Below are 26,221 nucleotides of genomic sequence, written 5' to 3' on the forward strand. Positions count from 1 at the left end.
CAATTACCCCAGCGAACAGGCAACACACAAACAGGACCCCCGACGACTAACTGTAATCGTGCCAACGGATCAGCCTGATCTCAATCAGGTCGCCGCGCGCGCACTTCTACGGATACTGCTCGCCGCGCAACAAAGACTTCGCCACCCCAAGAGCGAGGAAGCATGACAATGGAATGGACCAACAAGAACCACAACTCCACAGTGCATCCTGCTCCCCGATCGCTTCGTTTCGCCTTCTACGGGCGAGTCTCGACTGAGGACCAGCAGGACCCGGAAGCCTCCCGAGCCTGGCAACTCTCACGGTCACGAGCACTGATCGAGCCAGCAGGCGGGCAGGTGGTCACCGAGTTCTTCGACATCGGCCTGTCCCGCTCAGTACCGTGGAAACGCCGCCGCGAGGCAGCCCGCCTACTCGCCGCGCTCCGCGACCCACACCGCGGCTTCGACGCCGTTGTCATCGGTGAGCCACAGCGCGCCTTCTACGGCAACCAGTTCGGCCTCACCTTCCCACTGTTCGAGCACTACGGTGTCGCGCTATGGGTGCCCGAGGTCGGCGGAGCCGTCGACCCGGGTAGCGACGCCCACGACCTCGTCATGGCCCTCTATGGGGGCATGAGCAAGGGCGAGCGTAACCGCATCAAGGTGCGGGTGCGCAGTGCCATGGCCGCCCAGGCCGCCACCGAGGGACGATTCCTTGGCGGACGGCCACCCTATGGCTACCGGCTCGTTGACGCCGGCCCCCACCCGAATCCGAGCAAGGCAGCCGACGGCCGGCGACTGCACCGCCTGGAACCCGATCCGCTCACGGCACCCGTCGTACGGCGCATCTATGCCGAGTACCTCGCCGGAAACGGCATCCTCGCCATCGCCGAAGGACTCACCCGCGACGGCATCCTCTCCCCCTCCGCCTACGACCGACGGCGCAACCCACACCGCACCACCACCGCGTGGAGCAAGAGCGCCATCCGGGTCATCCTGACCAACCCCCGCTACACCGGCCGGCAGGTCTGGAACAAACAACGCAAGACCGAAATCCTCATCGATGTCGACGACGTCGCCCTCGGGCACGAGACGAAGATGCGGTGGAACCCGGCCGAGGAATGGATCTACTCAGGTGCCCTGGCCCACGAGCCCTTGGTCGATGACGAGACCTTCACCCGCGTGCAAGCCCTGATCGCCACCGCGGGCAGGCGCCCCGATGGGGCCAGAAAGCCGCGGGCCAGCAAGCGCAACTACGTGCTGTCCGGGCTCCTGCACTGCGGCATCTGCCAGCGGCGCATGATCGGCAGTTTCAACAACGACCGCAACCACTACCGCTGCACCTACGCCGCCGAGTACGCCGACGCCAACCGCATCGCCCACCCCCGCAGCGTCTACGTCCGCGAGGACCACATCCTGGAACAACTCGACCCATGGCTCGCCCGAGCCTTCTCACCCAGCCGACTCACCGCAACTGTCCAAGCCATGGCCCACGCGCAGCACACCGACGTCGACCAACAGGCGATCAAGGCGGCACGCGAAACCCTCGCCACCTGCAGCACTCGACTGGACCGCTACCGCGCCGCTCTCGACAGCGGCGCCGACCCCACCGTCGTCAGCCGGTGGATCGCCGACGTCCAAGCCGAACAGGTCACCGCCGAGGTCGACCTGCGTCGCCTCACCGGACGTCAGACCATGAGCCTGGACGAGATCCACCGCGTCGTAGAGGCTCTGGGAAATATCACCGCCGTGCTCCGCGACGCTGACCCCGCCGACAAGGCACTGGTCTACCGCGAACTGGGGCTGACCCTGACCTACCGGCCGACGGCCCGCAGGATATCCGCTCAGGCAACCCCAAGTGGATCATGTACTAGATTGTGTCCGAGGGGGGACTTGAACCCCCACGCCCTATACGGGCACTAGCACCTCAAGCTAGCGCGTCTGCCATTCCGCCACCCGGACCTGCACGTACCAGCCTACCCGGTCGGCCAAGGTGATCATCTCACCGCATCAGCCGGCCTGGCGGGCCGCACGGGGCATTACTGTACACGGCCCGGAACGATCATGCACATCAGCTCCAGCTCGGCATGTTTGCGCAGGTCAGCACCCACAAAGATCGGGTGGGTAGCGCGCAACAGGCGATTCCGGGCAGCATTGCTCCCGTGTCCCACCCCTCCCCGTTGATCGCCACTCAACACCAGGCCCTCGCGATGCGCGCCGCGGGTGATCTGACCAGCGCCCGCCGCCTGCTCGCCGACGCGATCGTCGCGGCCCGCCCGGCGTACGGCGAGGACCACCAGGACGTCCTGGCCACCGGCCACCTGCTGGCTCGGCTGCACCGCGAGGCCGACGACCCGGCCGCCGCCCGGCGCGTACTCGAAGAGGCCTACGCCGCCGGCGAGCGCCGCCGGGGCGACGGCGACCCGCTGATGCTCGCGCTCAGCTTCGACCTCGCGGGGGTGGCCGAGGAGCTGGGCAACCGGCACGAGGCCCGCCGCAACTACAGCCGCGTGGCCACCGCCGGGTCCGCCGTGCTCGGTCCGGACCACCCCGCGGTACGCGCAGCCCGCCAGTACCTCGGCGGCTCCGCCGCCGCTCCCGCCGGCTACGGCCCACCTCCCGGCGGCTTCGCCGCCGCTGCCGGCACGCACCCCGGTCCGTACCTGCCCGGGCACCCCGGTCCGTCCCTGCCGGGACACCACAGCCCGGCCCCGCCGGCACACTCCGGTCCGCCCCTGCCAGGACCTCCCAACCCGGCTCTGCCGGGGCACTCCGGTCCGGTCGTGCCCGCACAGCCTGGACAGGTCCTGCCCGGCCAACCCGGTCCCGTTTCCCCCGGGCACTCCGGTCCCGCTCTGTCCGAGCCCACCGTGTCGCTGCCGGCGATCCCGCCGCCGTACCCGCCCGCGCCGACCCGCCCCGCCGCCCCGGGGACGCCTGCCGCGGCTGCGCCGGTATCCGGCGCACAGTGGGCGCCCCGCCCCGGCCCGGCGTCCCCGGCGCCCGGCGCCGTGCAGTCGCCGTATCCCGTGCCGAACCCGCAGGGCACTCCCCCGCAGCCCGCCCCTCCGGTCCCGCCGCGCCAGCATCCCGCCGTGCGGCCGGACGGCTCGACGAGCCCGTGGGCGCCGCCCTCGCCACCCTCTGCGCCGTCCGAGGAGGCGACGACCCGCTTCGCGCCGATCTCCGAGGAAGCGACCTCCCGGTTCCCGGTAGTGCCCGCCGAACCCACCGCCCCGCTGACGCCGCAGTCGGCCGCCGGAGCTGCCCCGCAGATTCCCGGTGTCCGGCCGGTGCCCCCGGCCCAGGGTGTCACCCCCGTCGCGCCGGGAACGTACGGTCGGCAGCCCGCTGCCCCCGGAGTGACGCCGGTGCCGCCCCGTCCTCCGGTCGCCCCACCACCGCCGCCAGCGGTCCCTGGCGCCGTGGTGCCCCCAGCAGCGCCCGGAACGCCGACGGCAACAGCTGGAACGCCGACGGCCGCGCCGGCCGCCGGGACGCCGGTGCACGGGCGGCCGGTGGCGCCGCCCGGACCCGGCCCGGCGTCCCCGCTACCGCCCCCGCCGGTCATCCCGCCGCCACCCGCGAGGCCGAGCGCCGAGGCGCCTCCAGCGTCCGTCACCCCGCCTCCGTCGCGGATGCCGTCGGCGGGAGTCGTGCCACCACCGCCACCGCCGACCGTCCTGCCGCCGGCACCGCGCATCCCCGCACCGGCGAGCGGCGTCCTACCACCACCGCCGGTAGTGACGGTCGCCCCGCCGACCCCCACCTCGGCCCCGCCGGCTCCGCCTTCGGTCAGCACGCCCGGCTCGACGGCGTCCCCGGCCGGTGCCTCTCGGCCCGAAGCGGATTCCACGCCGCCCTCTGCTCCCACTCCGGCGCCGACGTCGACCCCCGTGCCGCCACGGCCAGCAGCCGTCCAACCGGTGGCCGGGGCCGCAGCCGCTCCTCCGTACACCGCCACGGACCGCACGGCCGGGACCGGAACGGCAGCAGCCTCGGAAGTCCACCCCGCAGCGATCGAGGCGAACGTGAGCGGCCCCGGCGCGGGTACGCCACCGACCGTCCCGGGTGGACCGGGATGGGACAAGCCGACGATCCAGGTACAGCAGATCGGCCCGCTGCTGGAGGAGGAGTCGGAGCGCCAAGCCGCGACAGCGGCCGCCGGCACCGCGTCCAAGCCCTCGGTATCCGGTCCCGTCAGCGCACCGCCGGTGGACGGCACCCAGAGCAGCGGACCTTCGGCCGACACACCCGTAGTCAGCGGACCCCCGGCCGGCACACCCCCGGTGAGCGGACCGCCAGCCATCGCGCCGCCGGTGAGCGCGCAGCAGACGAGCGCAGGCGCACCCGCTGCCAGCACGCCCCCGGGTGAAGCACGACCGCAAGCCGGCCCACCACCGATTGGTTCACCGTCCACGCCACCGGTGAACGGGCCAGCCCTCGGCACGCCCACGCCGCCTCCCGTCAGCGCGCCGCCCACGCACCCGGTCAGCGGCCCACCGGGGCAACCGGTGAGCGGTGCGGCCGCGTACCCGATCAGCGGAATTCCGGTCAGCGGCTACCCACCACCGGTCAGCGGACCACCCGGCCAGGGCGGCTACACGCCGGTGAGCGCCCCGCCCGGCGAGGGCACCTACGCCCCGCCCGGCCACAGCGCCTACCCGCCGATCAGCGCACCACCTGGCCATACCGGCTACCCTCCGGTCAGCGGACCACCCGGTCACGGCGACTACCCGTCACTGGCCGGCCAGGCACATGCGGCGCCCGTCAGTGCCGCGCCGGTCAGCGGCGGCTCCGTACCGCCGTGGGGCATGGTCGCGCCGCCGTGGAGCAGTGTCGCCCCGTCCCAGCCGGTCGACCGGCCCGCCGACCCCGAGCAGGACACGGACGAGCCTGACCCGGACGAGCCGACGGCCGGCGACGCGGCCGGACAGGCGGAAGGGGACGCGCCGGAACGGAACCGGCCGATGCCGATCTACGAGGATCTGCTGGACTTCCCCGAGTCCACGCGACCGGAGCCGCCGGCCCAGCCGGAGCCGGGCGCCTGGCCGGTGAACCCGCCGATGTTCCACCAGCCGGCGCCGGTCGAGCCGCCGGGCGCGTACCCGATGGAGCCGGAGCGGCCGGGCCGCAACCGCACGGTGCTGGCCCTGGTGGCCGGGGGCGCGGTGCTCGCGGTGGTGGCGGCGGTCGGTGTCGGCGTGGTGTTGCTCAACCGGGAGGCGGCGCCGCCGGCTCCGGCGCCCGCGTCCGGTTCCGCGTCGCCGAAGGTGGCCGGTCCGCCGCCGGGCGACTTGCAGCTACGGGACGACACCACCACTGTCACGGTGACCTGGACCGACCCGACGAACGGCGGGGTGCCGTTCGTGGTGGCGGGTGGCCGGGCCGGGCAGAAGCTCGGCGTGATGGCCACAGTGGACGCGGGGCAGACCCGCTACACGGTGAACGGGCTGAGCGCGAAGCTGGACTACTGCTTCACCGTGCTGGCTGTCTACGCGACCGATTCGTACTCGACCTCGGGTCAGGTCTGCACGGACCGGGAGGGCGGCGCGACGCCGAACTGACGGTCCGGGGACGCCACGCTCGGTGTCCACAGGGGGACGGTGCGGGTTTCACCGGCACCGGGCGGCACCTATGATGGCTCCCGGCTCTGGGGAGGGTCGACCTCGCGCGGGTGCGCCTCCCCCACCGACACGGGGAGGCAGCCGGCAGTGACCACCATCGAGGACGTCACGGGCACCGGGCCGGAGCAGGCTCGTCCACGATCGCGTATGCGGGGCGGGCTGGTCACCATCGGCACGGTGGCCGCGCTGCTGGCCGCGATGGGGTTGACGGTGCTCGGGCTGGGCGCCGCGGACAACGCGGTGGCGAGCTACGACGCCTCCTCCTGGTTGTGGAGCACCACCCGCGGCGAGCTGGCCCGGGTCAACGGCGTCACCGCGCGGGTGGACACCCGGATGGAGGTGCCGGGTGGGCGGCGGCACCAGATGCAGGTGGCCCAGACCGACCGGCTGCTGATCCTGCGCGACCTCAAGACCGGCCAGGTCAGCTCGCTGGATTTGGCGACGCTGCAGATCACCGCGACCACGCCGACCGCGCCGGGGCTCGGGGTGAGCGTGGCGCTGCACGAGGACGCGGCGTTCGTGGTGGACGCGGTGCAGGGCATCGTCCGGCAGCTCGACCCGCGGGCGCTGACGCCGGTGGGCGAGCCGGTCCGCTACCCGCCGGGCATCGCCGGCGGCACGTTCGACGGCGCCGGCAAGCTGTGGATCGCGGTGCCGAGCGAGGGCACCGTCTCGGCGGTCACCGCCGCCGAGCTGCCGGAGACGCCCGGTGACGCGCCGCCCGCCGGGCTCAGCCCGAAGCGCGTCGAGACGTACGACGTGGCCGAGCCGGCGCACGAGCTTGTGGTGTCCACGCTGGACGAGGGCGTGGCGGTGCTGGACCGCACCTCGGCGTCGCTGGTGACGGTGGTGGGCGGGCAGACGCAGCGGGCGGCACTGACCATGACCGCGCCGGGCTACCTGCCGACCCGTACCAGCGGGCAGCAGGTGCCGGTGACGGTTCCCGGTGAGCGGTCGGTGCACGTGGTGCGGGACAGCCGCGAGGTGAAGCGGTTCACGGTGCCGGGCGACGGTGTGCGGCTCAGCCCGGCGGTGGCGTGGGCGGGCCGGTTCTACTGCGCCGACGAGACGACCGGCACGGTCTACGCGTTCGACGCCGAGGGGCAACTCGTGCAGACCGTGAAGGGCGCCGGCCGCCCCGGTCCGGTCGAGCTGGAGGTGCGCGAGAACCACCTGTTCATCAACCCGCCGGACTCGTCCACCGCGCAGGTGGTCGACGACCGCAACCAGGTGCGTGAGGTCGACAAGTACGCGAACGACGTGCTCGGCGGGGATCCGCCGCCGGTGGCTCCGCCGCCGCCCCCGCCGAAGAAGCCGAAGGTGTCCAAGCCGGGCGCGCCGAAGTCGGTCACCGCCGCCGCCGGTGACGCCTCGGCGCGGGTGAGCTGGCAGGCCGCGGCGTCGAACGGCGCCGAGATCACCAGGTACGTGGTGGAGGGCGCCGGTCAGACCCGCCAGGTCGGCGCGAACCAGCGGTCGCTGGAGGTGACCGGCCTGACGAACGGCGAGACGTACACGTTCTCGGTGCACGCGGTGAACGCCAAGGGTGAGGGGCCGGCGCGGCGCAGTAACCCGGTGGTGCCGACGGCTGAGGTGCCGGACCCGCCGGCGTCGGTGACCGCCGAGGCGCGGCCGGACGGCACGGTGCGGGTGAGCTGGCCCGAGGCCGACGGCCAGGGCAACAAGATCGCGAAGTACGCGGTGACGGCGACCTCGGCGGGCGCGAGCGCCCCGGCGGGCGAGTCGGCGAAGACGGAGCTGGTGGTGGCGGCCGGGCAACTGGAGTACGGCACCCAGTACGCGTTCACCGTGACGGCGGTGAGCGAGAAGGGCGCCGGGTCGAAGGCGTCGCCGGTGAGCAACACGGTGGTGCCGTTCACGGCGCCGAAGGCGCCGGGCGAGCTGCGCGCGTCCACTGTCGCCGACCAGCCGGGCACGGTCGCGGTGCAGTGGTCTCCGGCGGTGGACAACGGCCGCCCGGTGACGAAGTACGTGGTGGAGGCGGCCGGGAAGTCCGTCGAGGTGACCGATGTGCGGGCCACTGTGGGCGGGCTGGGCAACGGCCAGAACGTGACGGTGAAGGTCAAGGCCGTGAACGAGGCGGGCGCCGGGCCGGAGGCGAGCACCACCGCGCGGACGGTGGCCGAGCCGCGGATCACGGTGACCGGCTCGTCGGCGGACGCCACGTCGGTGACTGTGACGTTCACCGTGGACGCGGGTGGTGGGCGGGCCTCCTGCACGGCGGCGACCGGTGGGAAGACGGCGAGCGGCAGTTGTTCCAGCCTGCGGGTGACCGGGCTGACGCCGGGTACCGCGTACACGGTGACGCTGACCGCATCGAACGCCGCCGGCAAGGGCACCGCTTCGCGCGCCCAGACCACGGACGCGCTGTACGGGATCGCCACCTGCCGCAACGGCTCCTCCGGCGCGGAGGCGACCTACTGCTCCCGGGACGTGCCCGGCGAGCGCAACGGCAACGAGATCTTCTCGGTCACTCAGCAGGACAACAGCAGGCAGGCAGGCTGGGAGCCCAACGGCGCCCGGCTGAAGGCCTACTGCAAGAAGAAGGGCGAAGAGGTCTACGCCTACATCTACAACAACGACAAGCGCAGCACCTGGTGGGTGCGCGTCGACCACAGCAAGGGCCGCGACTACATCCCGTGGGCCTGGCTGAACCTGGAGGGCGGCGACGACCTCAATCTGCTGCCCACCTGCTGACCGCACCACCCCGAGAGGCGCATCCGTGAACACGCACGAACCGCTCAGCCAGCCGGAGGTGCAGGGCTTCGCCGCCCTGGCCGCCCGGCTGGCCGACAACGTCAACGCGGTCGTGCTGGGCAAGCCGCAGGTGGTGCGGCTGGCGCTGACCGCGCTGTTCGCGCAGGGGCACGTGCTGCTGGAGGACGTCCCGGGCGTCGGCAAGACCACGCTGGCGCGGGCGATCGCGGCCACCGTGAAGGGGCAGTGGCGGCGGATCCAGTTCACGCCGGACCTGCTCCCTTCCGACGTGTCAGGGGTGACGATCTTCAACCAGGCCAGCCGGGGTTTCGAGTTCCACCCGGGGCCGGTGTTCGCCAACATCGTGATCGCCGACGAGATCAACCGGGCGTCGCCGAAGACGCAGTCGGCGCTGCTGGAGGTGATGGAGGAGCGCACGGTCACGGTGGACGGCGTACGGCATCCGGTGCCGCAGCCGTTCCTGGTGGTGGCCACGCAGAACCCGGTGGAGATGGACGGCACGTACCGGCTGCCCGAGGCGCAGCTCGACCGGTTCCTGGTGAAGCTGTCGGTCGGCTACCCGGACGAGGCGGTCGAGGTGGAGGTGCTGCGCGGCGCCACGGTCCGCTCCCCCGACTCGCTGACCGCCGTGACCGACACCGCCACCGTGGGCGAGATGGTGAAGATGGCCCGGCGGGTGCACATCGCCGAGCCATTGTACGCGTACGCGGTGCGGCTGGCCGCTGCCACGCGTACCCATCCGCAGGTGCGGGTCGGGGTGAGTCCGCGCGGCGTGATCGCGCTGACCCGGGCGGCGTGCGCGTACGCGCTCATCGACGGCCGGGGCTGGATCATGCCGGAGGACCTGAAGGCGCTCGTCGAGCCGGTGTTCGCGCACCGGCTGCTGCTCACCCCCGACGCGCAGGTGCGTGGTGTGACGTCCGCCGAGGTGCTGCGTCAGGCGGTCGCGTCGGTGCCGGTGCCGTTGCCGTCGGGCCAGGCCACGCCGGTGCACGGCTGAGCGTGGGGATCACCGCCCGTGGCATCGGGCTGCTCGTCGCCGCCCTGGTGCTGCTCGGCGTGGGGTTCCGCTATGCGTACCCCGAATTGACGGTGCTGGGCGCGGCGGCCGGGGTGGCGGTCGGCTACGGCGTGGTGAACGCGGCCTGGCGGCCCCGGCTGAGCGTGGCGCGGCGGGCCGACCCGGACCGGGTGGCCCGGGGTGAGCCGGCGGCGATGGAGCTGACGGTGCGCAACACCGGTCGGCTGCGGGCGGCGAACCTGGTGGCCGAGGACCGCTGCGCCGGGGCGCTGGTGCCGGTGCCGCTGCTGCGGTTGCGCCCGGGCCGCGACACGGTGGTGCGCTACGACGTGCCGACGCACCGGCGTGGTGTGGTGCCGGTGGGGCCGCTGCGGGTGGTGCGCCGGGATCCGCTGGGCCTGGTGGCGCTGGCGCGCGGCTACGGCGGCACGGTGCCGGTGTGGGTGCACCCGCGCATCCATCCGCTGTCCGCGGTGCCCACCGGTGCCGGGCGCAGCCTGGACGGGCGTACCGACAGCGTGCCGCACGGGTCGATCACGTTCGACTCGCTGCGGGAGTACGTGGTGGGCGACGAGTTGCGCCGCGTGCACTGGCGCACCAGCGCCCGGGTGGGTGAGCTGATGGTGCGGGAGAACGTGGACACCAGCCTGCCGCGCCTGGTGGTGGTGCTGGACAACCGCGCGTCGGCGCATCCGGGCCGGGTGGGCGGGGTCGCGGAGTCGTTCGAGTCGGCGTGCGAGGCGGCCGCGTCGGTGGTGGCCGCCGCGGTGCGGGAGGACCTGCCGGTGCAGCTGCTGCTCGTCGTACCGGGAGAGGTGGAGCCGGAGGGCGCGGCCGGGCCGCTGGACCGGCTGGCCGCGGTGGAGCTGGCGGACGCCGGGCCGGACGTGCTGCCGGCCGCGACCGGGCGGCTGCGCCGGGACCGGCTCGGTGACACGCTGGTCTTCCTGACCGGGCCGGGTGGCCGCGACGAGCTGGGGCACGTCGGCGCGCTGCGCGGCGCGTACCCGTCGGTGGTGGTCGGGATGTTCGGCGCGGACGGGCCGACGGCGGCCGGCGCGACGGGCCTCACGGTGCTGGACGCGGCGGACGGCGCGGCGTTCGCCGCCGAGTGGGACGGGATCCGCCGGTGGTGACGCTGCCACGGACCCAACCGGCGGCGGAACGCGCGGTCCGGGTGCTGCGGGCCGTGCCGGTACCGGCCGCGCTGATCGTGCTGGTCGCGCTCTCCGGTGTGGTGCTTGGCCGGGTGTACGCGGATCCGCTGCTGACCCGGCTCATGGCCTGCGCGGCACTCGGGTCGGTGCTGGTCGGCGTGGCCGCGCGGCGGCTGCCGTCCTGGCTGGTGGCGCCGCTGTCGGTGGCCGCGATGGCCGGGTGGACGCTGCTGTCGCTGCGGCTGGCCGCCGCGCACGCGGCGCTGCCGGGCGGGCTCGGCGAGGTGACCGCCGACGCCGCCCGTAACGCGATTCCCCGGCTGCTCACCGCGATGATTCCGGTCGAGCCGGCCCCGGACACGGTGCTGGTTCCGGTGGTGGCGGCGTGGCTGGCCGGGCTGACCGCCGCCGAGGTGGCGCTGCGCGCCGGGCGGGTGCTGCTGGGCTACCTGCCGCCGGCTCTGCTCTACGCCGGGGCGCTCTACGTGGTCGGGCCGAACGCGGATCCGGCGATCGGCCCGACGGTGGTGTTCGCGGCGGTCGCGGCGGCCGGCCTGGCGACGCCCGGGCGCCGTGACGGCCCGGCGGCCGATCCGGTCGCCGGTCTGACCCCGGCGGTACGCGCGGCCGTCCGGCTGCGGCTGGTGGCGGCGAGCGCGGCCGGGCTGGCGGTGGTGGTGGCGCTGGCGGCGCTGCTCGCCCCGGTGGTGGCCGCCCAGGTGGACGAGCGACCGGTCGATCCGCGCCGCTACGTGGAGCCGCCACGGGTGGAGTCGCTGGACGAGAACCCGCTGATCCGGATCTCCGGGTGGGCGTTGAACCCGGACCAGCGGCTGCTGGACGTGCGGACCGTCGGCGGCGCGCCGGCCGGCGGGACGCCGCGGATCCGGCTGGCGGTGCTCAGCGACTACGACGGCGTGACCTGGCGGGTCGGCGCCACGTACCGCAACGCGGGGCGGATCCTGCCCGCCGTCGAGCCCGCCCCGAACACGGCCACCGACGAGGTGCGCCAGGAGATCACCGTCGGCGACCTGACCGGACGGCTGCTGCCCACGGTGCCCACGCCACGCGAGGTGACCGGCGCGCGGGTGGCGTACGACCCGGCGACCGGGACGCTGATCCGCCCGGAGGGGCTCGCACCGGGGCTGCGGTACGAGGTGTCCTCGGTGCGGGAGCGCCCGGACGTGAACCTGCTGCCCACGGCGAACGTGCCCGCCGGTGACGAGGTGGCCCGGGTGCTGCGGGTGCCCGACGGCGCCCCGGAACCGCTGCGCCGGCTGGCCACCCAGCTCGCCGAGTCGAACGGTGCTCCGTACGCGCGCGCCGACGCGATCGCCACGTTCCTCGCCGAGCACTACCGGGTGACAGCCGACGCGCCGAGCGGGCACGCGTACCCGAATCTGGCGTTCTTCCTGTTCGGGCCGCGCAACGGCGGCGGGCAGCGGGGCACGTCGGAGCAGTTCGCCGCCGCGTTCGCGGTGCTCGGCCGCCTCGCCGGCCTGCCGACCCGGGTGGTGGTCGGGTTCGGGCCCGACGGCGACGGGCCGGTGCGGGCGGCCGACGCGTACGCCTGGCCGGAGGTGCTGTTCGACGGCGTCGGCTGGGTGCCGTTCGATCCGATGCCGCGCCCGGACTCCGAGCCCCGTCCGGTGGAGGAGGACTTCCGGCCGCAGCCGGAGGACCCGCCGCCGTCGGAGGTGCCCGCGCCCACCGAGGAGCCGAGCGCAACGCCGCCGGCCGCCGCGCCCGCACCCGGCCGGAACGAGGGCGGGCTCGGCACACCGGCGCTGGTCGGCGGCGGTGTCGGCGGACTGGTGTTGCTGGTCGGCGCGGTGCTGGCGGCGCTGGTCGCGATGCGCCGGCGGCTGACCCGCTCCCGTCTGGCAGTGGGCGATCCGGGCGAACGGGTCGCGGGAGCGTGGCGGGAGCTGACCGACGCGCTGCGTCTGGCCGGGCATCCGGTCGGGCCGGACCTGGCGGCGGCGGAGGTCGCCGCGCGGGCCCGCCGGACGCTCGCCGAGGCCCGCGCGGCGCGGCCCGGAGAGGACGCGGCGATCGGCGACCCGGATGAGGCAACGGTGGACGAGCTGGCCGCTCTGCTCAACCAGGCGGGCTTCGCGCCGGGCAGCGTCACGCCGGAACAGGCGGACCGGGCCGCAGGACTGAGCGCCGGCTTCGCCGAGGCGCTGCGCTCGGCCCGGCCACGGTGGCGACAGTTGCTGTGGACGATCCATCCGGGGCCGCTACGGTGGCGACGCTGATCAACAGCCGTAACCGGATCGCCGAGCCGGTACCGCCACGAGTCCTCCTGACCATCTGCTGACCTCCTGGTCGTCGAACGCCTGTGGGACACCGGCAGCCGGCGTCACGGAAGTAAGGTGAGTGGTGATCTGCATTAGGAACCGGCGTTTCGGTCTGCTCTGGACCAGCACGCTGTTGTCCAACCTGGGCAACTGGCTGATGATCGTCGCGGTGCCGGTCTACGTCTACACGATGACCGGGTCGACGCTCAGCAGTGGTTTCGCCTTCGTCGCGCAGACCCTGCCCGCGATCGTCTTCGCGCCCCTGGCCGGGGTGCTGGCCGACCGGTGGGACCGGCGAACGGTGATGGTCGGCGCTGACCTGCTGCGCATGGTCGTCGTGCTCGCGCTGATCGTGGTCGATGATCCGGGAATGCTGTGGCTGCTCTACACGGCGATGTTCTTCGAGAGCGCAATCGGGCACGTCTTCCAGTCCGCGGCCCGGGCAGTGGTGCCCGCCGTCGTCGGCCGGGGCGGCGACCTGGAGGCGGCGAACGCCTGGAACACGGTGGCGAGCGGCATCGTCCGCCTCGCCGGCGCACCCCTGGGCGGCGCGCTCTACGCCCTCGTGGGTTTCGACGGCCTGGTGCTGATCGACTCCGCGACGTACCTGCTCTCGGCCTTACTGATCTTCGGAATGGGTCGGCTGCGGGTGACCGACGACGGGCAGCAGCCGGACGCGTCCTCCTGGCTGGCCGCTTTCCGGGGGCAACTCCGGGAGGGACTGGCCTTCCTCTTCGGGCATCCGATCCTCCGCACGACTCTCGTCGTCTCCAGCCTCTTCCTGTTGGCAAACGCCGCTCTGAACGTGCTTCTGGTGCCGTACGTCATCAGCGTCCTCGGCGGCGACGCCGGCGACGTCGGTGTGCTCATGGCAGCGCTCGGCGGCGGCTTCCTGGCCAGCGCGTACGTCGGCAACGTGCTGTCCCGTAGCGGGCTCCTCCGGCTGTCGTTCACCGGTTGCCTGGCGGCGATCACCCTCTGCTTCGCCGGGCTCTTCCTCATCCACCACTTCGCCGCCGCGCTGGTCTTCATCGCCCTTGCCGGCCTGCCCGGTGGCGCGTTGCTGATGCTGGTCCAGGTGCAGGTCCAACGCCATACCCCGGACCGTCAGCTCGGCCGGGTCGGATCCGCCTTCTCCGCCGCCGAGATGGCCGCGACCGTGGTGGGTGCCTCGGCAGGCAGCATCGCCGGACAACAGCTGCCCCTCACCACCACGGTCTGGCTCGTGATCGGCGTACTGGCGGCCGGCGCAGTGGTCGCCGCCCTGCTGCTACCCACCCGATCCGGACCGCCGGCGGCGGCGGAGCCGGCGGCGACGGCAACCCCGCCGGTGATGGCGAGAACCGGTGACGATGGCTGAATCCGCATCCGTCCGCAGCACGATGCCCACGTCGTTGACCCGACCCACATGAAGCCCGCCCTTGGCCCACTGGCGGTCTCCCGCGTGCGTCGACGGGCAGGAGATCCCTCACGACTGAGGAAGGCTCGCGCGCAGCTTCCGGACGAGTTTGCGCAGCCCGGCCTGCCAGCCGTCCGGGTCCTCGGCACGGCGGCGGGCGTAGTCGGCGACCTCGGGGTGCGGCAGGATCAGGAACCGTTCCTCGGCCAGCCCGGCGATCACCGCGTCGGCGACCTGATCCGGGCTGAGGATCGTCCCGGACGCGGCGATCACCCGGGCGCCCAGGTGCCCCTCGGTGAGGCCGTCGGCGAGCATCGGGGTGTCCACGCCCTGCGGGCACAGCGCGCTGACCCGGATGCCGGCGTCCCGGTAGGTGATCGCCAGCCATTCGGCGAGACCCACGGCGGCGTGCTTGGTGGCGGTGTACGGCGCGTCGCCGACCGCGGTGAGCACACCGGCCGCCGAGCAGGTGAGCAGCAGGTGCCCCTGGCCCCGGCTGAGCATGCCGGGCAGCACCGCGCGGGCGCTGTGCAGGTGCCCCAACACGTTGACCCGCCAGGCGCGGTCCCAGTCGGCGTCCGGCGCGTCGATGCCGCCGCCGGTGGCCACTCCGGCGTTGGCGCAGAACAGGTCGATCCGTCCGTGGCGGCGCTCGGTCTCCTCGACGAGCGCGCGTACCGCCGCCTCGTCGGTGACGTCGAGGCCGACGCCGGTGGCGACCGGGCCGATCGCCTCGGCCGTGGCGCGGGCCGCGTCGGCGGCCAGGTCGGCCAGCACGACGGCGGCGGCGCCCTCGGCGGCGAACCGGCGGCCCAGTGCCGCGCCGATCCCGCCGGCCCCGCCGGTGATCACGACCACCCGGTCGGTCAGGTTCATCTCAGGCCACCTTCCCGGGGCCGAGCCGGGGCAGCAGATCCATCCAGGCCGCCGCGCCGCCCTCGGTGATCTCGGGCGTGGGGAGCACCGCCAGCACCGGCACGTCGACGCCGTTGTCGGCGTAGCGGCGGACGGCGGCCGCGCACTGCTCGGGTGAGCCGTGCAGCACCAGCGCGTCGACCACCTCGTCCGGTACGGCGGCGGAGGCGCCCCGCCGGTCCCCCGCGGCCCATGCCGCCCACATCGGACCGAGCGTGTCCTCGCGGCCCAGCCATCTGTGGAAGGCCGCGTACGCGGGGACGGTGAGATAGCCGGTGATCATGCGGCGGCCCAGCGCGCGGGCGTACGCGGCGTCCTCGGTGGGGCAGACGAAGATGCGGGCGGCCACCTCGAACCCGGGGCGGCGCTCGCCCACCTCGGCCAGGGCGGTCGGCACGTCCTCGGCGGCCAGCCAGTTCAGGATCACCCCGTCGGCCTCGGCGGCGGCCAGGCGCAGCATGCCGGGGCGCAGCGCGGCCAGCACGACCGGCGGCGGCACGCTCGGGGGACGCTCCAGCGTGAAGCGCCGTACGGCGAACGTGTCGAACGCGCCGTCGACGGTCTCGCCGCGCAGCGCGGCCCGCAGGAACCGCAGCACGTCCCGGGTGCGCTTGAACGGCTCGTCGAATTCGATCGCGTTCCAGTCCCGCACCAGCACCGGCGACGAGGCGCCGACGCCGAGGGCGAAGCGGCCCGGCGCCGCCTCGGCCAGCGCGGCGGCGCTCATCGCCAGCAGTCCCGGGCCGCGGGTGAACACCGGTGTGATCGCGGTGCCGAGGCGCAGCCGCGGCGACCAGGCGGCGGCCAGGGCCAGCGGGGTGAACGCGTCGGCGCCGGCCACCTCCGACGACCACACGTCGGTGAAGCCGGCGTCGTCCAGGGCCGCGTAGACGGCGGCGTGGTCGGCGAGCGGGATACCGCCCAGCGGCACTGTCATGCCCCATCGGTTCGTCACCCGTCGATGGTGCCCGTCCGGCACCGCCGCGAGCAAGATCCAGACCGATATGGGCGATCGGTGCCGAGACGCCGGGAAAGAGTGTTACGACTGCCGGATGAGGTGGACCGGGGACGGGGCAGCGCGGTGAGGACCGCCGAGCCGGCCGCGCTGCGCAGCTCCGGCGGCGGGCCCGACCGGGCCACGTTCCTGGAGCTCTTCTTCGACCTGGTGTACGTGTTCGCGCTGACCCGGATCTCGGCGCGCGCCTTCGAGGACCTGGTGCTGGAGGGCGGGCAGACCGGCTGGTCGGCGGTGACCGGCGGCGGCAAGACGCTGCTGCTGCTGGTCGCGCTCTGGGCCGTGTGGCAGGGCACGGCGTGGACGACCAGCCGCTACGACCCGCACCACCTGTGGTTGCAGATCATCGTGATCACCGCGCTGATCTCGGCGATGGTGATGGGGGTGGCGATCCCCCGCGCGTTCGGCCACAGCGGCCTGATGTTCGCCACCGCGTACGTGGTGGCCCAGGTGAGCCGGCCGGCGATCCTCGTGCTGGTGCTGCAGAACCAGCAGTACCGGCGGCTCAAGCGGCGCATGCTGATCACGTTCTGCGCCACCGGTGTGCTCTGGCTGGCCGGCGCGCTGCTGCCGGTGAACGCCCGGGTGGCGCTCTGGACCGCGGCGCTGGTGCTGGAGTACCTCGCCGCCCGGTTCGGCTGGCCGGTGCCGGGCCTCGGCCGGTCCACGGTCTCCCGCTGGGACATCCACGGCGAGCACCTGGCCGAGCGCTACCAGCAGATCTTCCTGGTCGCGCTCGGCGAGACGATCCTGCTCGCCGGCCTGTCGTTCACCCGCTCCCCCACCAGCCCCGGCATGGTCACCGCGTTCGCCGTCGCGCTGGCCACCTCGGTGCTGCTGTGGCGGATCTACGTGCAGCGGGCCGGGCAGATCATGGGCGAGGCGGTGACCCGGGCGGCGCACCCGGCCACCGTCGGCCGGTCCGCCGCCGACACCCACCTGGTCATGGTGATCGGCGTGGTCGCCACCGCGATCGGCTACGAGCTGGTGATCGAGCACCCGATCGGGCACAACGAGCTGCCCTGGCTGGCCGTGATCCTCGGCGGGCCGGCCGTGTTCCTGGCCGGCCGGGCCCGCTTCGAGTACGAGGTGTTCGGCCGGGTCTCCCCGTCCCGGCTGGTGGGGATCGCCGCGCTGCTGCTGCCCGTACCGCTGCTGGTGCGCCTCGCGCCGCTCGTCGCGTCGGGCTTCGCCGCGGCGGTCCTGACGGCGGTGGCGGTCGCCGACGCCCGGCGGGCCTGGGGCCGGCCGCCGGAGGACGCCGCGCCGCCGTTCTGAGCGGTGCCGCCGGAGCGGGGCCCCGTGCCCGCCCTGCGGGCTACGATCCGCGCGTGACCTTCTCGCTCGTCGCCCGCTCCGCCGACGGGCGCCTGTTCGGAGTGGCAGTGGCCAGCCGGTTCCTCGCCGCCGGGGCGCTGGTGCCGGCCGCCGAGGCGCTGGTCGGGGCGGTCGCCACCCAGGCGCACGCCAACCTCGCCTACCGGGCGCAGGCGCTCGCGCTGCTACGGACCGGCGTCAGCGCCACCGACGCGGTGGCCGGGCTGGTGGCCGCCGATCCGGGACGCGACGACCGGCAGCTCGCCGTGGTCGGCGCGACCGGCGACGGGGCCACCTGGACCGGGCCGCGCTGCCACCCGTGGGCCGGTGGGCAGGCCGGCGACGGCTGGGCCGCACAGGGCAACATCCTGACCGGCCCGCAGGTGATCGACGCGCTGCGCGACGCCTGGCTGGCCCGTGCGGAGCTGCCGTTCCCGCAGCGGCTGCTGGCCGCGCTCACCGCCGGCGACGCGGCCGGCGGCGACCGGCGCGGGCGGCAGAGCGCGGCGATGCTCGTGGTGCAGCGCCACGGCGGCTACGCCGGGACCGGCGACGAGCTGGTGGACCTGCGGGTGGACGATCATGTGGACCCGGTCTCCGAGCTGCGCCGCCTGCTCGGCATCCACCACATGCTGTTCGGCCGCCCCGATCCGGCCACGCTGCGCGACCTCACCGGTCCGCTCGCCGCCGAGGTGGCCGAACTGCTCGCCGCCACCGGGCACCCGGTCGGCCCGGCCGGACTGGACGAGGCGCTGGCCGCCTGGACGGGTCTGGAGAACCTGGAGGAACGCTTCGTGCCCGGCCGGATCGACCCGATCGTGCTGGAGCACCTGCGGCGCTGCGCCGGGCGCTGAGGTCAGCCGCCGAAGGCCAGCCGGCCGATGCCGGCGCGGGTCAGCTCCGCGCGCTCGCCGCCGGTGACCGGCAGCCGCCCGGTGGCCTTGCGCAGCACGGTGAGCGCGTCCCAGCCCAGTCCGGGCGGCACCGGCACGCCGCCGGTGAGCACGCCGATCACCACGTCCGCGGCGGCCGGGGTCAGCCACGGCGTCCGGACCAGCGCGTCGGCCAGGTCCAGGCCGTGCACCGCGACCTCCACCACCCGGGTACGCAGGAACTCCGGCAACGCCATCGCGTCACCGTGGCGGGTACGCACCACCCGTGCGGGCGGTTCCGCGGCGACCGCCTCGTCGGTGGCGCGCCAGGCCCGGCCGAACTCCGCCGCCACCTCGGCGGCGCCCGGATGCTCCCGGGCCGCACGCTGCGCGCCCTCGACACGGTCCCGGTCCACCGGCGGGCTGAACTTGGCCGCGCCGAAGTAGGCGGCCGCGTCCACCTCGGCCCGGGGCGGCGCGGGCTCGGCGAGCATGCCCGCCAGGCGTCCGGCCCCGGTGCTCACGTGCGCGATCAGGTCGCGCACCCGCCACGGCGGGCACGGCGTGGGCCGGTCCAGCGCCGCGTCGTCCAGGTCGCGCAGCACCCGCTCCAGGCGGTCGCACTCGGCCCGGAACGCCGCCCGTACCGTCTCCATCCGCCGGATCAGCCCTTCCACCGGGGCACCAGCCGGTGCACCACGACCAGCACCAGCGCGGCCACCACGGCGATCGTGCCGGCGATGCCGGCCGCGCTGCCCGCGTACCCGACGAAGAGCTGACGGCGGCTGAGCGCCTCGACGGGGATCGTGGAGCGGTCCACCAGCCAGGACAACGCGAGCGCGGAGGCCAACAGCGCCACCGCGCCGGCGCCGCCGAGCACGGCGGCGGTCACCCGGTGCGCGTCGCCGGGCTCGACCACCGCCTGCTCCCGCTGGAAGACCAGCAGCACCAGCCCGGCGACCGCGGCCCACGCGCCGACCACCAGGTACGCGGCGACCGCGTCGCTGGGTCGGTGCCAGCCGGCGGAGAGCGTGGCGACGCCCGCGGCGGCGGCGTACCCGGCGCCGAGGAACGCCCCGGCCGCCCGCAGCTTGCGCGGCAGCACCAGGATCAGCGCGACCGCCACCGAGGCGGCCACCGAGGTGTGGCCGCTGGGCAGGCTGTTGCCGGCGGCGGCCCGCTCCGGGTCGATGCCGAAGTCGGGCCGGACCAGGAAGTGCTTGAGCAGTTGCGTGGTCACGTTCGCGCCGGCGATCAGCAGCGTCGCGGTGACGGCCAGCGCCTTGCGGCCCCGGATCAGCGCGATGAAGCCGATCACCGCGGTCGCGGCCAGCAGCGACACCACGGACATGGCGTTGAGGAGCGTGTCGACCGGACCGTCGATGCGGTCCTGGCCGATCTGGTTGCCGGTCAGCGCCACCGTGTCCAGCCACTGGCCCAGTTCGGTGTGCACGGCGAAGCGCCACACCAGCACGAACGCAGCCGTCTGCAGCAGGGCCAGTACGACCAACCAGACCGCCGTCCAACCCCTTGCCGTCTCCCGCACCCGGACAACTTAACGGTAGGGCCGCCGACGCGCGCGGCGGAGCGCCATCGGCTTCGGCGTACGGTGAGGCGGGCGATCCGAGGAGGTGGGGCGTGACCGGCACGCCGCAGCGGGAACCGCAGGCCGGGCCACGGCCGGAGTCGCTGGCCGACCTGCTGGGCGGCCGGCGCGGGGCGGTCGACGCCACGCTGCCGCCGCTCGCGTTCGGGCTCGGCTGGGTGCTCGGCGGGCTGCGCGGCGGTGTGCTCGCCGCGCTGCTGACCGGCACGGCGGTGGCCGGCTGGCGGTGGCGGCGCGGGGACCGCCCCCGCTCGGTGCTGATCGGGCTGCTCGCGGTCTGCGTGGCCGCGCTCGTCGCGTTGCGGACCGGCCGGGCCGAGGACTTCTTCCTGCTGCAGATCGCCGCCAACGCGGCGAGCGCGCTGGCCTGGGCGGTGAGCATCGTGGTGCGCTGGCCGCTGCTCGGCGTGGTGGTCGGCACGGCGCTGGGCCAGCGGACCCGGTGGCGGCGTGATCCGGCGCTGCTGCGGGCGTACGGCCGGGGCAGCTGGGTGTGGGCGGGCACCTACGTCCTGCGGTTGGCGGTGTTCATCCCGCTGTGGCTGGACGGGCAGGTGGTCGCGCTCACCGTGGCGCGGGCGGCGCTCACCTGGCCGCTGATCGCGGCGGCGCTGGCGTCGAGCTGGGTGGTGATCCGGCGGTCGCTGCCGGCCGGGCATCCGGGACTGCGGCACCCGGTGACGGCGCCGGTGCCCGGCGGTGAGCCGGTCCGGGAAGAGTAATGGAGAGGCCGCCACGGGGGGAGCGGCCTCTCCGTCAAATACGTTACTCCGTCCACGGCCCGGATGTGATCCCGTGGACCGCTGAATTTTGCGTGCCTTTTCGCGCCATGGGTCGTCACCGGGCGGAGTGGTGGGCCGGCCGGTCCGCTGCGTCGGCCGGACGGCCGGCCCACCCGGCCTGACCGTGGGCGTCAGGCCGTCCGCCGACCCGGCCGCTCCGTTCCCCCATCGGCCGGGTCGGCCTCCTTCGTGGGCGGGCGCGAGCCCGCCCACGAAGGAGGGGTCACCTCACCCCTGCGGGAAGTAGGTGCCGTAGTCGGCGTACGCCATGGCGATGTCCGCCTGCGCCCAGAACCGGTGGTAGTTGAAGACCGGCTCGGGACCGCCGTCCAGGTACGCCTGCACCTTCGGCCAGTCCGGGTCGTTCTTGTAGAACGAGCGGATGTCCAGGAAGCTCTTGCCCGGGGCGATCACGTCACCGTTGGGCATCTTCCCGGTCCAGCCGTTGGGGATGTAGAGGCCCTGGCCGTCGGCGGCGTTGTAGACGTCGTCGAAGCGCTTGTAGTCGCCGCGCTTCTCCGGCGTCGAGACGCCCTTGCTGTCGGCGGCCGCCGAGAGCGCGTCCAGCAGGCCCTTGGCGGTGTCCTTCGCCGCGGTGTTGCCGGACTTCGCCGCGTACGCGATGAGCGTGCGGGCGTAGGCGCCGGCGACGCCGACGTCCTGGCCCTTGACCGTCACCTCGACGTGCAGGTTGGTGTTCGGCTGCGGGCTGCTGGGGTTCCAGTTGGCCGGCTGGCCGGTCCACTTCATGTCCGACGGGATCGACCAGTCGGTGCCCAGCGTGGTGTTGGCGATCGCCCACGGCACCCACTTGTCCAGCAGCGCCTTGGCCTTCGCGTTGCCGGTCTCCAGGTACAGCTCGGCGATGCGCTGCATCGACCAGGCCTGCATGCCGAACCACTGGTTCGACGGCGGGTCGTTGTAGACCGGGTCGACGTCGTAGAACATGCCGTAGAAGGTGGCGGTGCCGGCCGGCGGCTGGGCGTAGCTGCCGTCCCAGCTGTTGGTGGCGCCACCGGCGATGCCGCCCTCGGCCGACTGGAGCCAGGTGTAGAACTCCAGCTGCCGGTCGAGGCTCTTCTGCCAGTCGGAGGCCGCGGTCGGCGACTTCGGCTTCAGCTCCGCGACGTTGGTCATCACCCAGGCCGCGAACGGGTTCTGGTAGCCGAAGTGGCTGTGGCTGGACCCGATCCGCCACGACCAGTTCTGCGAGGCGTCGTACGCGCCGCCCCAGGCGTAGTACCAGGAGAGCAGGTAGTGCGCCGAGTCACGGCCGCTGGCGGCCGGGCAGGTGCTAGCGCCGACGCAGTTGCCGATCTTCTTGAAGTACTTGTCGAACAGCGCGTAGCGCAGGTAGTCGCCCATCTTGGCGGCCTTGGCCACGGTGGCCGCCACGTCGCCCGCCTTGCCCTGCGCCTTGGCCCAGGTCAGCGCCCAGTAGGCGGCCTGGACGGCACGCGCGTCGGCGTCCGGGGCGTTCGTGTACTTCCACTGCTTGGCCGGGGCGTTGGACTCCTTGACGAACAGGTCCAGGTAGCCGTTCGGGCCGCCGTGCTTGAACGTGTCGCAGGACGGCTGCGGCACGGTCTCCCACACCGACTCCTGGGTGCCCCGCTGGAAGGTGTTGATGTACGCGGGCCGGGTGGTGCCGTCGCCGCAGCGGCCGTAGCCGTACGTGTTGTCCACGTCGAGCAGCCAGTGCATGCCGTAGATGTCACCGGTGCCGTAGGTGGACTGCAGCTCCGAGCGCAGCGGGTCCTGGCCGACCGGGACGTTGGCGTCCAGCGTCGACGGGTACTGGCTGGGCAGGTTGTGCTCGGCGGCGTACTGCGGGGTGCCGGGCGAGCCGGCCGTGGCCTGGTCGGCGTGCGACGGGATGATGTACTTTTCCATCACCGTCCAGGCGTTGTTGAACGGGGCCCAGTTCTGGGTGACCCGGCCGTACTGCGCCTCCAGCCAGAGCCAGAAGCTGAACGCCTCCGAGGTGGTCTCGTGGCCGTGGTCGGGCGCCTCGACGATCAACGTCTCGATCGAGTGGTACGGCACGCCCTCGGGGCTGAAGTACCCCGAGTTCTTGATCTTGCCGTACTGGTCGAGGAACTTCTTGATGTAGGCGTTGTCGCCGCCGGGGCTGTCGTTGTCCGCCTCGGTGGCCACGACGGAGACCGGCGCGTAGCCGGTGGCCGACGCGGTGATCGTGGCGGTGCCGCCGACCGTGTCGGCGTCCTCCGCGGCGGAGACCGTGGCGGTGACGCCGGTGCTCCAGTTGCTCGGGGTGAGCGTCAGCGTGGTCGGCGACACGGTGATGTCGCTGTCACCGGTGACGGCGAGGGTCACCGGCACGTTGGCGCTGGGCGCCGCGCTGAGCGTGTACCGGACCGTGGCGCTGCCGCCCTCGCTGACGGTGACCGCGGACGGGGTGGCGACCAGCTTCGGCCCGGTGGCCGCGGTCACTGTGAACGACTTCTCCGAGACCGCCGAGGCGCCGGCGTTGTCGTACGCCTTGGCCTGCACCGTGTAGCTGCCGGCCGGCAGGTCGAGCAGGTCGTAGCCGTACGGCGCGGTGGTGTCGGTGTTGACCAGCAGGCCGTTGCGGTAGAACTCGACCTTGCTGATGGTGCCGTCGGGGTCGCTGGCGGTCGCGGTCAGCGGGACGTCCGCCGGCGCCTCGAACGGGCCGGACGGCACGCTCAGCGAGACCGTCGGCGGCTGGTTGGTCTGCGCGCCGTTGCACGCCACCCCGTTGAGGGTGAACGCGGTGGGCTTCGGGTTGCTGCCGCTGAAGCTGCCGTTGAAGCCGATGCTGGTGGACGCGCCGGTGGGCAGGCTGCCGTTCCACGACTCGTTCGTGGCGGTCACCTCGCTGCCGGACTGGCTCCACCGGGCCGACCAGCCCTGGACCACGCGCTGGCTGCTGTTCGGGAAGGTGAACTTCAGCGACCAGTTGTTGAGCGCGTCGCCCAGGTTCTTGATGGTCACGTTGGCGGTGAAGCCGTTGTTCCAGTCGCTCGACGCATACGTCACGTCGCAGGCGGGCGCGGCCTGGGCGGCGCCCGCGGGCAGGGCCACCCCGCCTATGACGAGGGCGGCGGCGGCGAGCATCGCCGTACGGCGACGTCTGGCCAGAAGTCTCATGTGGGCGGTGTCTCCTCGGACCGGGCCGGGACCTCGGGGTCCCGGCGGGGCGCCTCCACGCGTCGACGGGGCGTACGCGGGGGGACGGAGGCGTCCGGAAAGGTGGTCGTCCCGGCCGTGCCGGGGATCGGGGCGCCGCACCGGTTGTCACCGGGTGCCCTCGGCGGCCCGCGCTCGCGTCACTGGCTCCGCGTGGCGTGACGAGAGTGTGACATGGAAGCGCTCCCACCACAACGGCCAGCGCAGATACGCGCTTCCATGTTTCGATCTCGTTTAGGGGCTTTTCCAAACCCGTGACGGGCGTTACAGTCGCAGCATCGCCGATGGGAGCGCTTCCATCGACGGTGATACAAGTACTGGATCGCCGGGTACGCCCGTGCCCGGCGCGTCGGCCCAGAGGCCGGCGGCGGACCAGCCCGGACGCCGCCACCGGCCGCCACCCGCCAAACGGAGGGAGGTGGAACCAGAGCCACTCGCGTGGCCCGGCTCCCGCGCGACGCGCACGACGGACGCCAATTCCACTTCGTGCGTGTGTGCACCATCGGTGGGGACGGGGGTTGCCCTCCCCCGTCCCCACACTAAACCCCCGTTGTCGACGGCAAAAGAGGCCGACGGGACAGGCGTGACACGCCACCCGGACGGCCTTTCTCGCTATCCACCCCACCCCTCGCCGCTCACGCCGCCCCGAGCGGCGTTCCCGAGCGACGCCCCCGCCCACCCACTTTCCGGCCGCCCGCCGGCCGCGCCGCACCTCGCCGCGACCGCCGGATCAGGGCCGGCCGCTCCCTGGCTATGATGGGAGCGCTCCCGGCCCAGGGCGGCCCGTCACTCCGAGGAGAAACCTCATGTCGTTACTCACCCGACGGCGCCTGCTCCGCCGCGCCGCCCTGTCCGCGACCGCGGCCGGCGCGGCCCGGACCGGGCTCGCCGGCGCCACCGCGACAGCGGCCGCCGCGTCGACCGTCGCGCTCGGCGGCTGCGACAGCCCGCCCGAGCGCGCCACCGACCCGGAGCAGGACCGCGGACTGCGCTTCCCGGACGGCTTCGGCTGGGGCGCGGCGACCTCGGCGTACCAGATCGAGGGGGCCGCCAAGGAGGACGGGCGGGGTGAGTCCGTCTGGGACACCTTCAGCCACACGCCGGGGCGCATCCGCAACGGCGACACCGGCGACGTCGCCGCCGACCACTACCACAGGTACGCGCAGGACCTCGACCTGATGCGTGATCTGGGACTGCGCAGCTACCGGTTCTCCATCTCCTGGCCCCGCATCCAGGCCGACGGCTCCGGCCGTCCCAACCAGCGCGGTCTCGACTTCTACCGCCGCCTCGTGGACGGGCTGCACGAGCGCGGCATCGCGCCGATGGCCACGCTGTTCCACTGGGATCTCCCCCAGGCCCTCCAGGACGCCGGCGGCTGGGAGAACCGGGACACCGCCGAGCGCTTCGCCGAGTACGCCGACGCGGTGTTCCACGCCCTCGGCGACCAGGTGCCGGTCTGGCTGACCGTCAACGAGCCCAAGACCGTCGTGCAGAACGGCTACATCTGGGGCCACCACGCCCCGGGCTTCCGGGACGAGGACGCGGCGTACCTGGTCGCCCACCACCTCCAGCTCGCCCACGGCCTCGCCGTGCGGGCGCTGCGCGCCTCCGGCCTCACCGGCCGGATCGGCCCCGCCCTCAACCTGCACCCCTGCTACCCCGCCGACGACAGCGCCGAGGCGGCCGCCGCGACCAAGCTCCACGACGGCTACGAGAACCGCCTCTACCTCGACTCGATCTTCAAGGGCGCGTACCCGCAGGACGTGCTGGACGACCGCGGCCCGGACAGCCGGCTGGTCCGCGGCGTCCGCGACGGCGACCTGAAGATCATCTCCAGCCCGGTCGACCTGCTCGCCGTGCAGTACTACACGCCGATCTACGTCACCGGCGACGGCAGCACGGTCCGCAAGTGGCCCACCTCCGAGGCGGAGTGGCAGCAGATCTACCCCGAGGGCATGTACGACATCCTCACCCGGGTCACCCGGGACTACGGCCGGGTGCCGATCACCATCACCGAGAACGGCCTGCCCTGCCCCGACGTGCCCGGCGCGGACGGCAACGTCGACGACGCCGGGCGGGTCAGCTTCCTGCGCGACCACTTCGCCGCCGCCCACCGGGCCATCGGCGACGGGGTACCGCTGGAGAGCTACCACGTCTGGTCGCTGCTGGACAACTTCGAGTGGGCCGAGGGGTACGAGCAGCGCTGGGGCCTGGTCTACGTGGACTACGCGAGCCAGCGGCGGGTGCTCAAGCGCAGCGCCCACTGGTACCGCGACGTGATCCGCCGCAACGGGCTGTAGGCGGTGGCGGCCCGG

General features: G+C 73.7%; 16 protein-coding genes, 1 tRNA gene and 2 pseudogenes. 12 read left to right on the forward strand and 7 right to left on the reverse strand.

The features are described from left to right. Positions 1-168: 168 nt before the first annotated feature. Positions 169-1,389, forward strand: a pseudogene (locus tag PVK74_RS10795) (recombinase family protein); the annotation flags it as partial. Positions 1,390-1,431: 42 nt separating this feature from the next. Here the strand turns inward: PVK74_RS10795 and PVK74_RS10800 are convergent. Both PVK74_RS10800 and PVK74_RS10805 read right to left on the reverse strand, forming a co-directional pair. Continuing rightward, complete coding sequence (locus PVK74_RS10800) at positions 1,432-1,695, reverse strand: hypothetical protein (protein WP_274479010.1); 264 nt, start codon at positions 1,693-1,695, stop codon at positions 1,432-1,434. A gap of 162 nt (positions 1,696-1,857) precedes the next feature. Beyond that, positions 1,858-1,941, reverse strand: a tRNA-Leu gene (locus PVK74_RS10805). Positions 1,942-2,189: 248 nt separating this feature from the next. Here PVK74_RS10805 and PVK74_RS31195 point away from each other — a divergent pair. The 7 genes and pseudogenes from PVK74_RS31195 to PVK74_RS10840 form a co-directional block, all read left to right on the forward strand. Next, positions 2,190-2,315 (forward strand): annotated as a pseudogene (locus tag PVK74_RS31195) (hypothetical protein); the annotation flags it as partial. A gap of 2,178 nt (positions 2,316-4,493) precedes the next feature. Further along, complete coding sequence (locus PVK74_RS10815; RefSeq protein WP_274479012.1) at positions 4,494-5,546, forward strand: fibronectin type III domain-containing protein; 1,053 nt, start codon at positions 4,494-4,496, stop codon at positions 5,544-5,546. A gap of 207 nt (positions 5,547-5,753) precedes the next feature. Then, positions 5,754-8,324, forward strand: a complete 2,571-nt coding sequence (locus tag PVK74_RS10820) for a fibronectin type III domain-containing protein (RefSeq protein WP_274479266.1) — start codon at positions 5,754-5,756, stop codon at positions 8,322-8,324. A gap of 25 nt (positions 8,325-8,349) precedes the next feature. Next, positions 8,350-9,345, forward strand: a complete 996-nt coding sequence (locus PVK74_RS10825; RefSeq protein WP_064445403.1) for an AAA family ATPase — start codon at positions 8,350-8,352, stop codon at positions 9,343-9,345. Between the two features lie 2 nt (positions 9,346-9,347). Next, positions 9,348-10,502, forward strand: a complete 1,155-nt coding sequence (locus PVK74_RS10830) for a DUF58 domain-containing protein (protein ID WP_104114657.1) — start codon at positions 9,348-9,350, stop codon at positions 10,500-10,502. Next, positions 10,496-12,784: a transglutaminase domain-containing protein gene (locus tag PVK74_RS10835; RefSeq protein WP_274479013.1), complete on the forward strand. Its 2,289-nt coding sequence runs from the start codon at positions 10,496-10,498 to the stop codon at positions 12,782-12,784. Before PVK74_RS10830 ends, PVK74_RS10835 begins: the two co-directional genes overlap by 7 nt. 124 nt (positions 12,785-12,908) lie before the next feature. Next, a complete protein-coding gene (locus PVK74_RS10840; RefSeq protein ID WP_113972415.1) occupies positions 12,909-14,186 on the forward strand; it encodes an MFS transporter in 1,278 nt (425 codons plus the stop codon). A 108-nt stretch (positions 14,187-14,294) separates the two neighbouring features. Here PVK74_RS10840 and PVK74_RS10845 read toward each other — a convergent pair whose 3' ends face one another. Continuing rightward, on the reverse strand, positions 14,295-15,101 hold the full coding sequence (locus PVK74_RS10845) for an SDR family oxidoreductase (RefSeq protein ID WP_274479014.1): 807 nt from the start codon (positions 15,099-15,101) through the stop codon (positions 14,295-14,297). A gap of 1 nt (position 15,102) precedes the next feature. After that, positions 15,103-16,077, reverse strand: a complete 975-nt coding sequence (locus tag PVK74_RS10850; protein WP_104114655.1) for an LLM class F420-dependent oxidoreductase — start codon at positions 16,075-16,077, stop codon at positions 15,103-15,105. Positions 16,078-16,221: 144 nt separating this feature from the next. On the opposite strand from PVK74_RS10850, the gene PVK74_RS10855 reads away from it, so the two are divergent. Beyond that, entirely contained in the window at positions 16,222-17,433 is a 1,212-nt protein-coding gene (locus PVK74_RS10855; protein WP_274479015.1) for a low temperature requirement protein A, read from the forward strand. A gap of 53 nt (positions 17,434-17,486) precedes the next feature. Further along, positions 17,487-18,326, forward strand: coding sequence for a DUF1028 domain-containing protein (locus PVK74_RS10860; RefSeq protein WP_043329827.1), 840 nt, complete (start codon positions 17,487-17,489; stop codon positions 18,324-18,326). Positions 18,327-18,328: 2 nt separating this feature from the next. Here PVK74_RS10860 and PVK74_RS10865 read toward each other — a convergent pair whose 3' ends face one another. Together PVK74_RS10865 and PVK74_RS10870 are read right to left on the reverse strand one after the other, a co-directional pair. Continuing rightward, positions 18,329-19,000: a maleylpyruvate isomerase N-terminal domain-containing protein gene (locus tag PVK74_RS10865; RefSeq protein WP_274479267.1), complete on the reverse strand. Its 672-nt coding sequence runs from the start codon at positions 18,998-19,000 to the stop codon at positions 18,329-18,331. A gap of 8 nt (positions 19,001-19,008) precedes the next feature. Further along, positions 19,009-19,890, reverse strand: coding sequence for a phosphatase PAP2 family protein (locus tag PVK74_RS10870; protein ID WP_043329825.1), 882 nt, complete (start codon positions 19,888-19,890; stop codon positions 19,009-19,011). Between the two features lie 92 nt (positions 19,891-19,982). On the opposite strand from PVK74_RS10870, the gene PVK74_RS10875 reads away from it, so the two are divergent. Continuing rightward, on the forward strand, positions 19,983-20,672 hold the full coding sequence (locus PVK74_RS10875; protein ID WP_064445398.1) for a DUF3159 domain-containing protein: 690 nt from the start codon (positions 19,983-19,985) through the stop codon (positions 20,670-20,672). A 288-nt stretch (positions 20,673-20,960) separates the two neighbouring features. Here the strand turns inward: PVK74_RS10875 and PVK74_RS10880 are convergent, their stop codons facing one another. Beyond that, positions 20,961-23,858: a glycoside hydrolase family 48 protein gene (locus PVK74_RS10880; RefSeq protein ID WP_181373777.1), complete on the reverse strand. Its 2,898-nt coding sequence runs from the start codon at positions 23,856-23,858 to the stop codon at positions 20,961-20,963. Between the two features lie 854 nt (positions 23,859-24,712). Here PVK74_RS10880 and PVK74_RS10885 point away from each other — a divergent pair. After that, the gene (locus PVK74_RS10885; RefSeq protein WP_274479016.1) at positions 24,713-26,206 is read left to right on the forward strand and encodes a GH1 family beta-glucosidase; all 1,494 of its coding nucleotides are present in this window, start codon (positions 24,713-24,715) and stop codon (positions 26,204-26,206) included. The last annotated feature ends 15 nt before the right edge of the window (positions 26,207-26,221 follow it).

Source organism: Micromonospora chalcea, assembly GCF_028768405.1.
Classification (GTDB): Bacteria; Actinomycetota; Actinomycetes; order Mycobacteriales; family Micromonosporaceae; genus Micromonospora; species Micromonospora chalcea.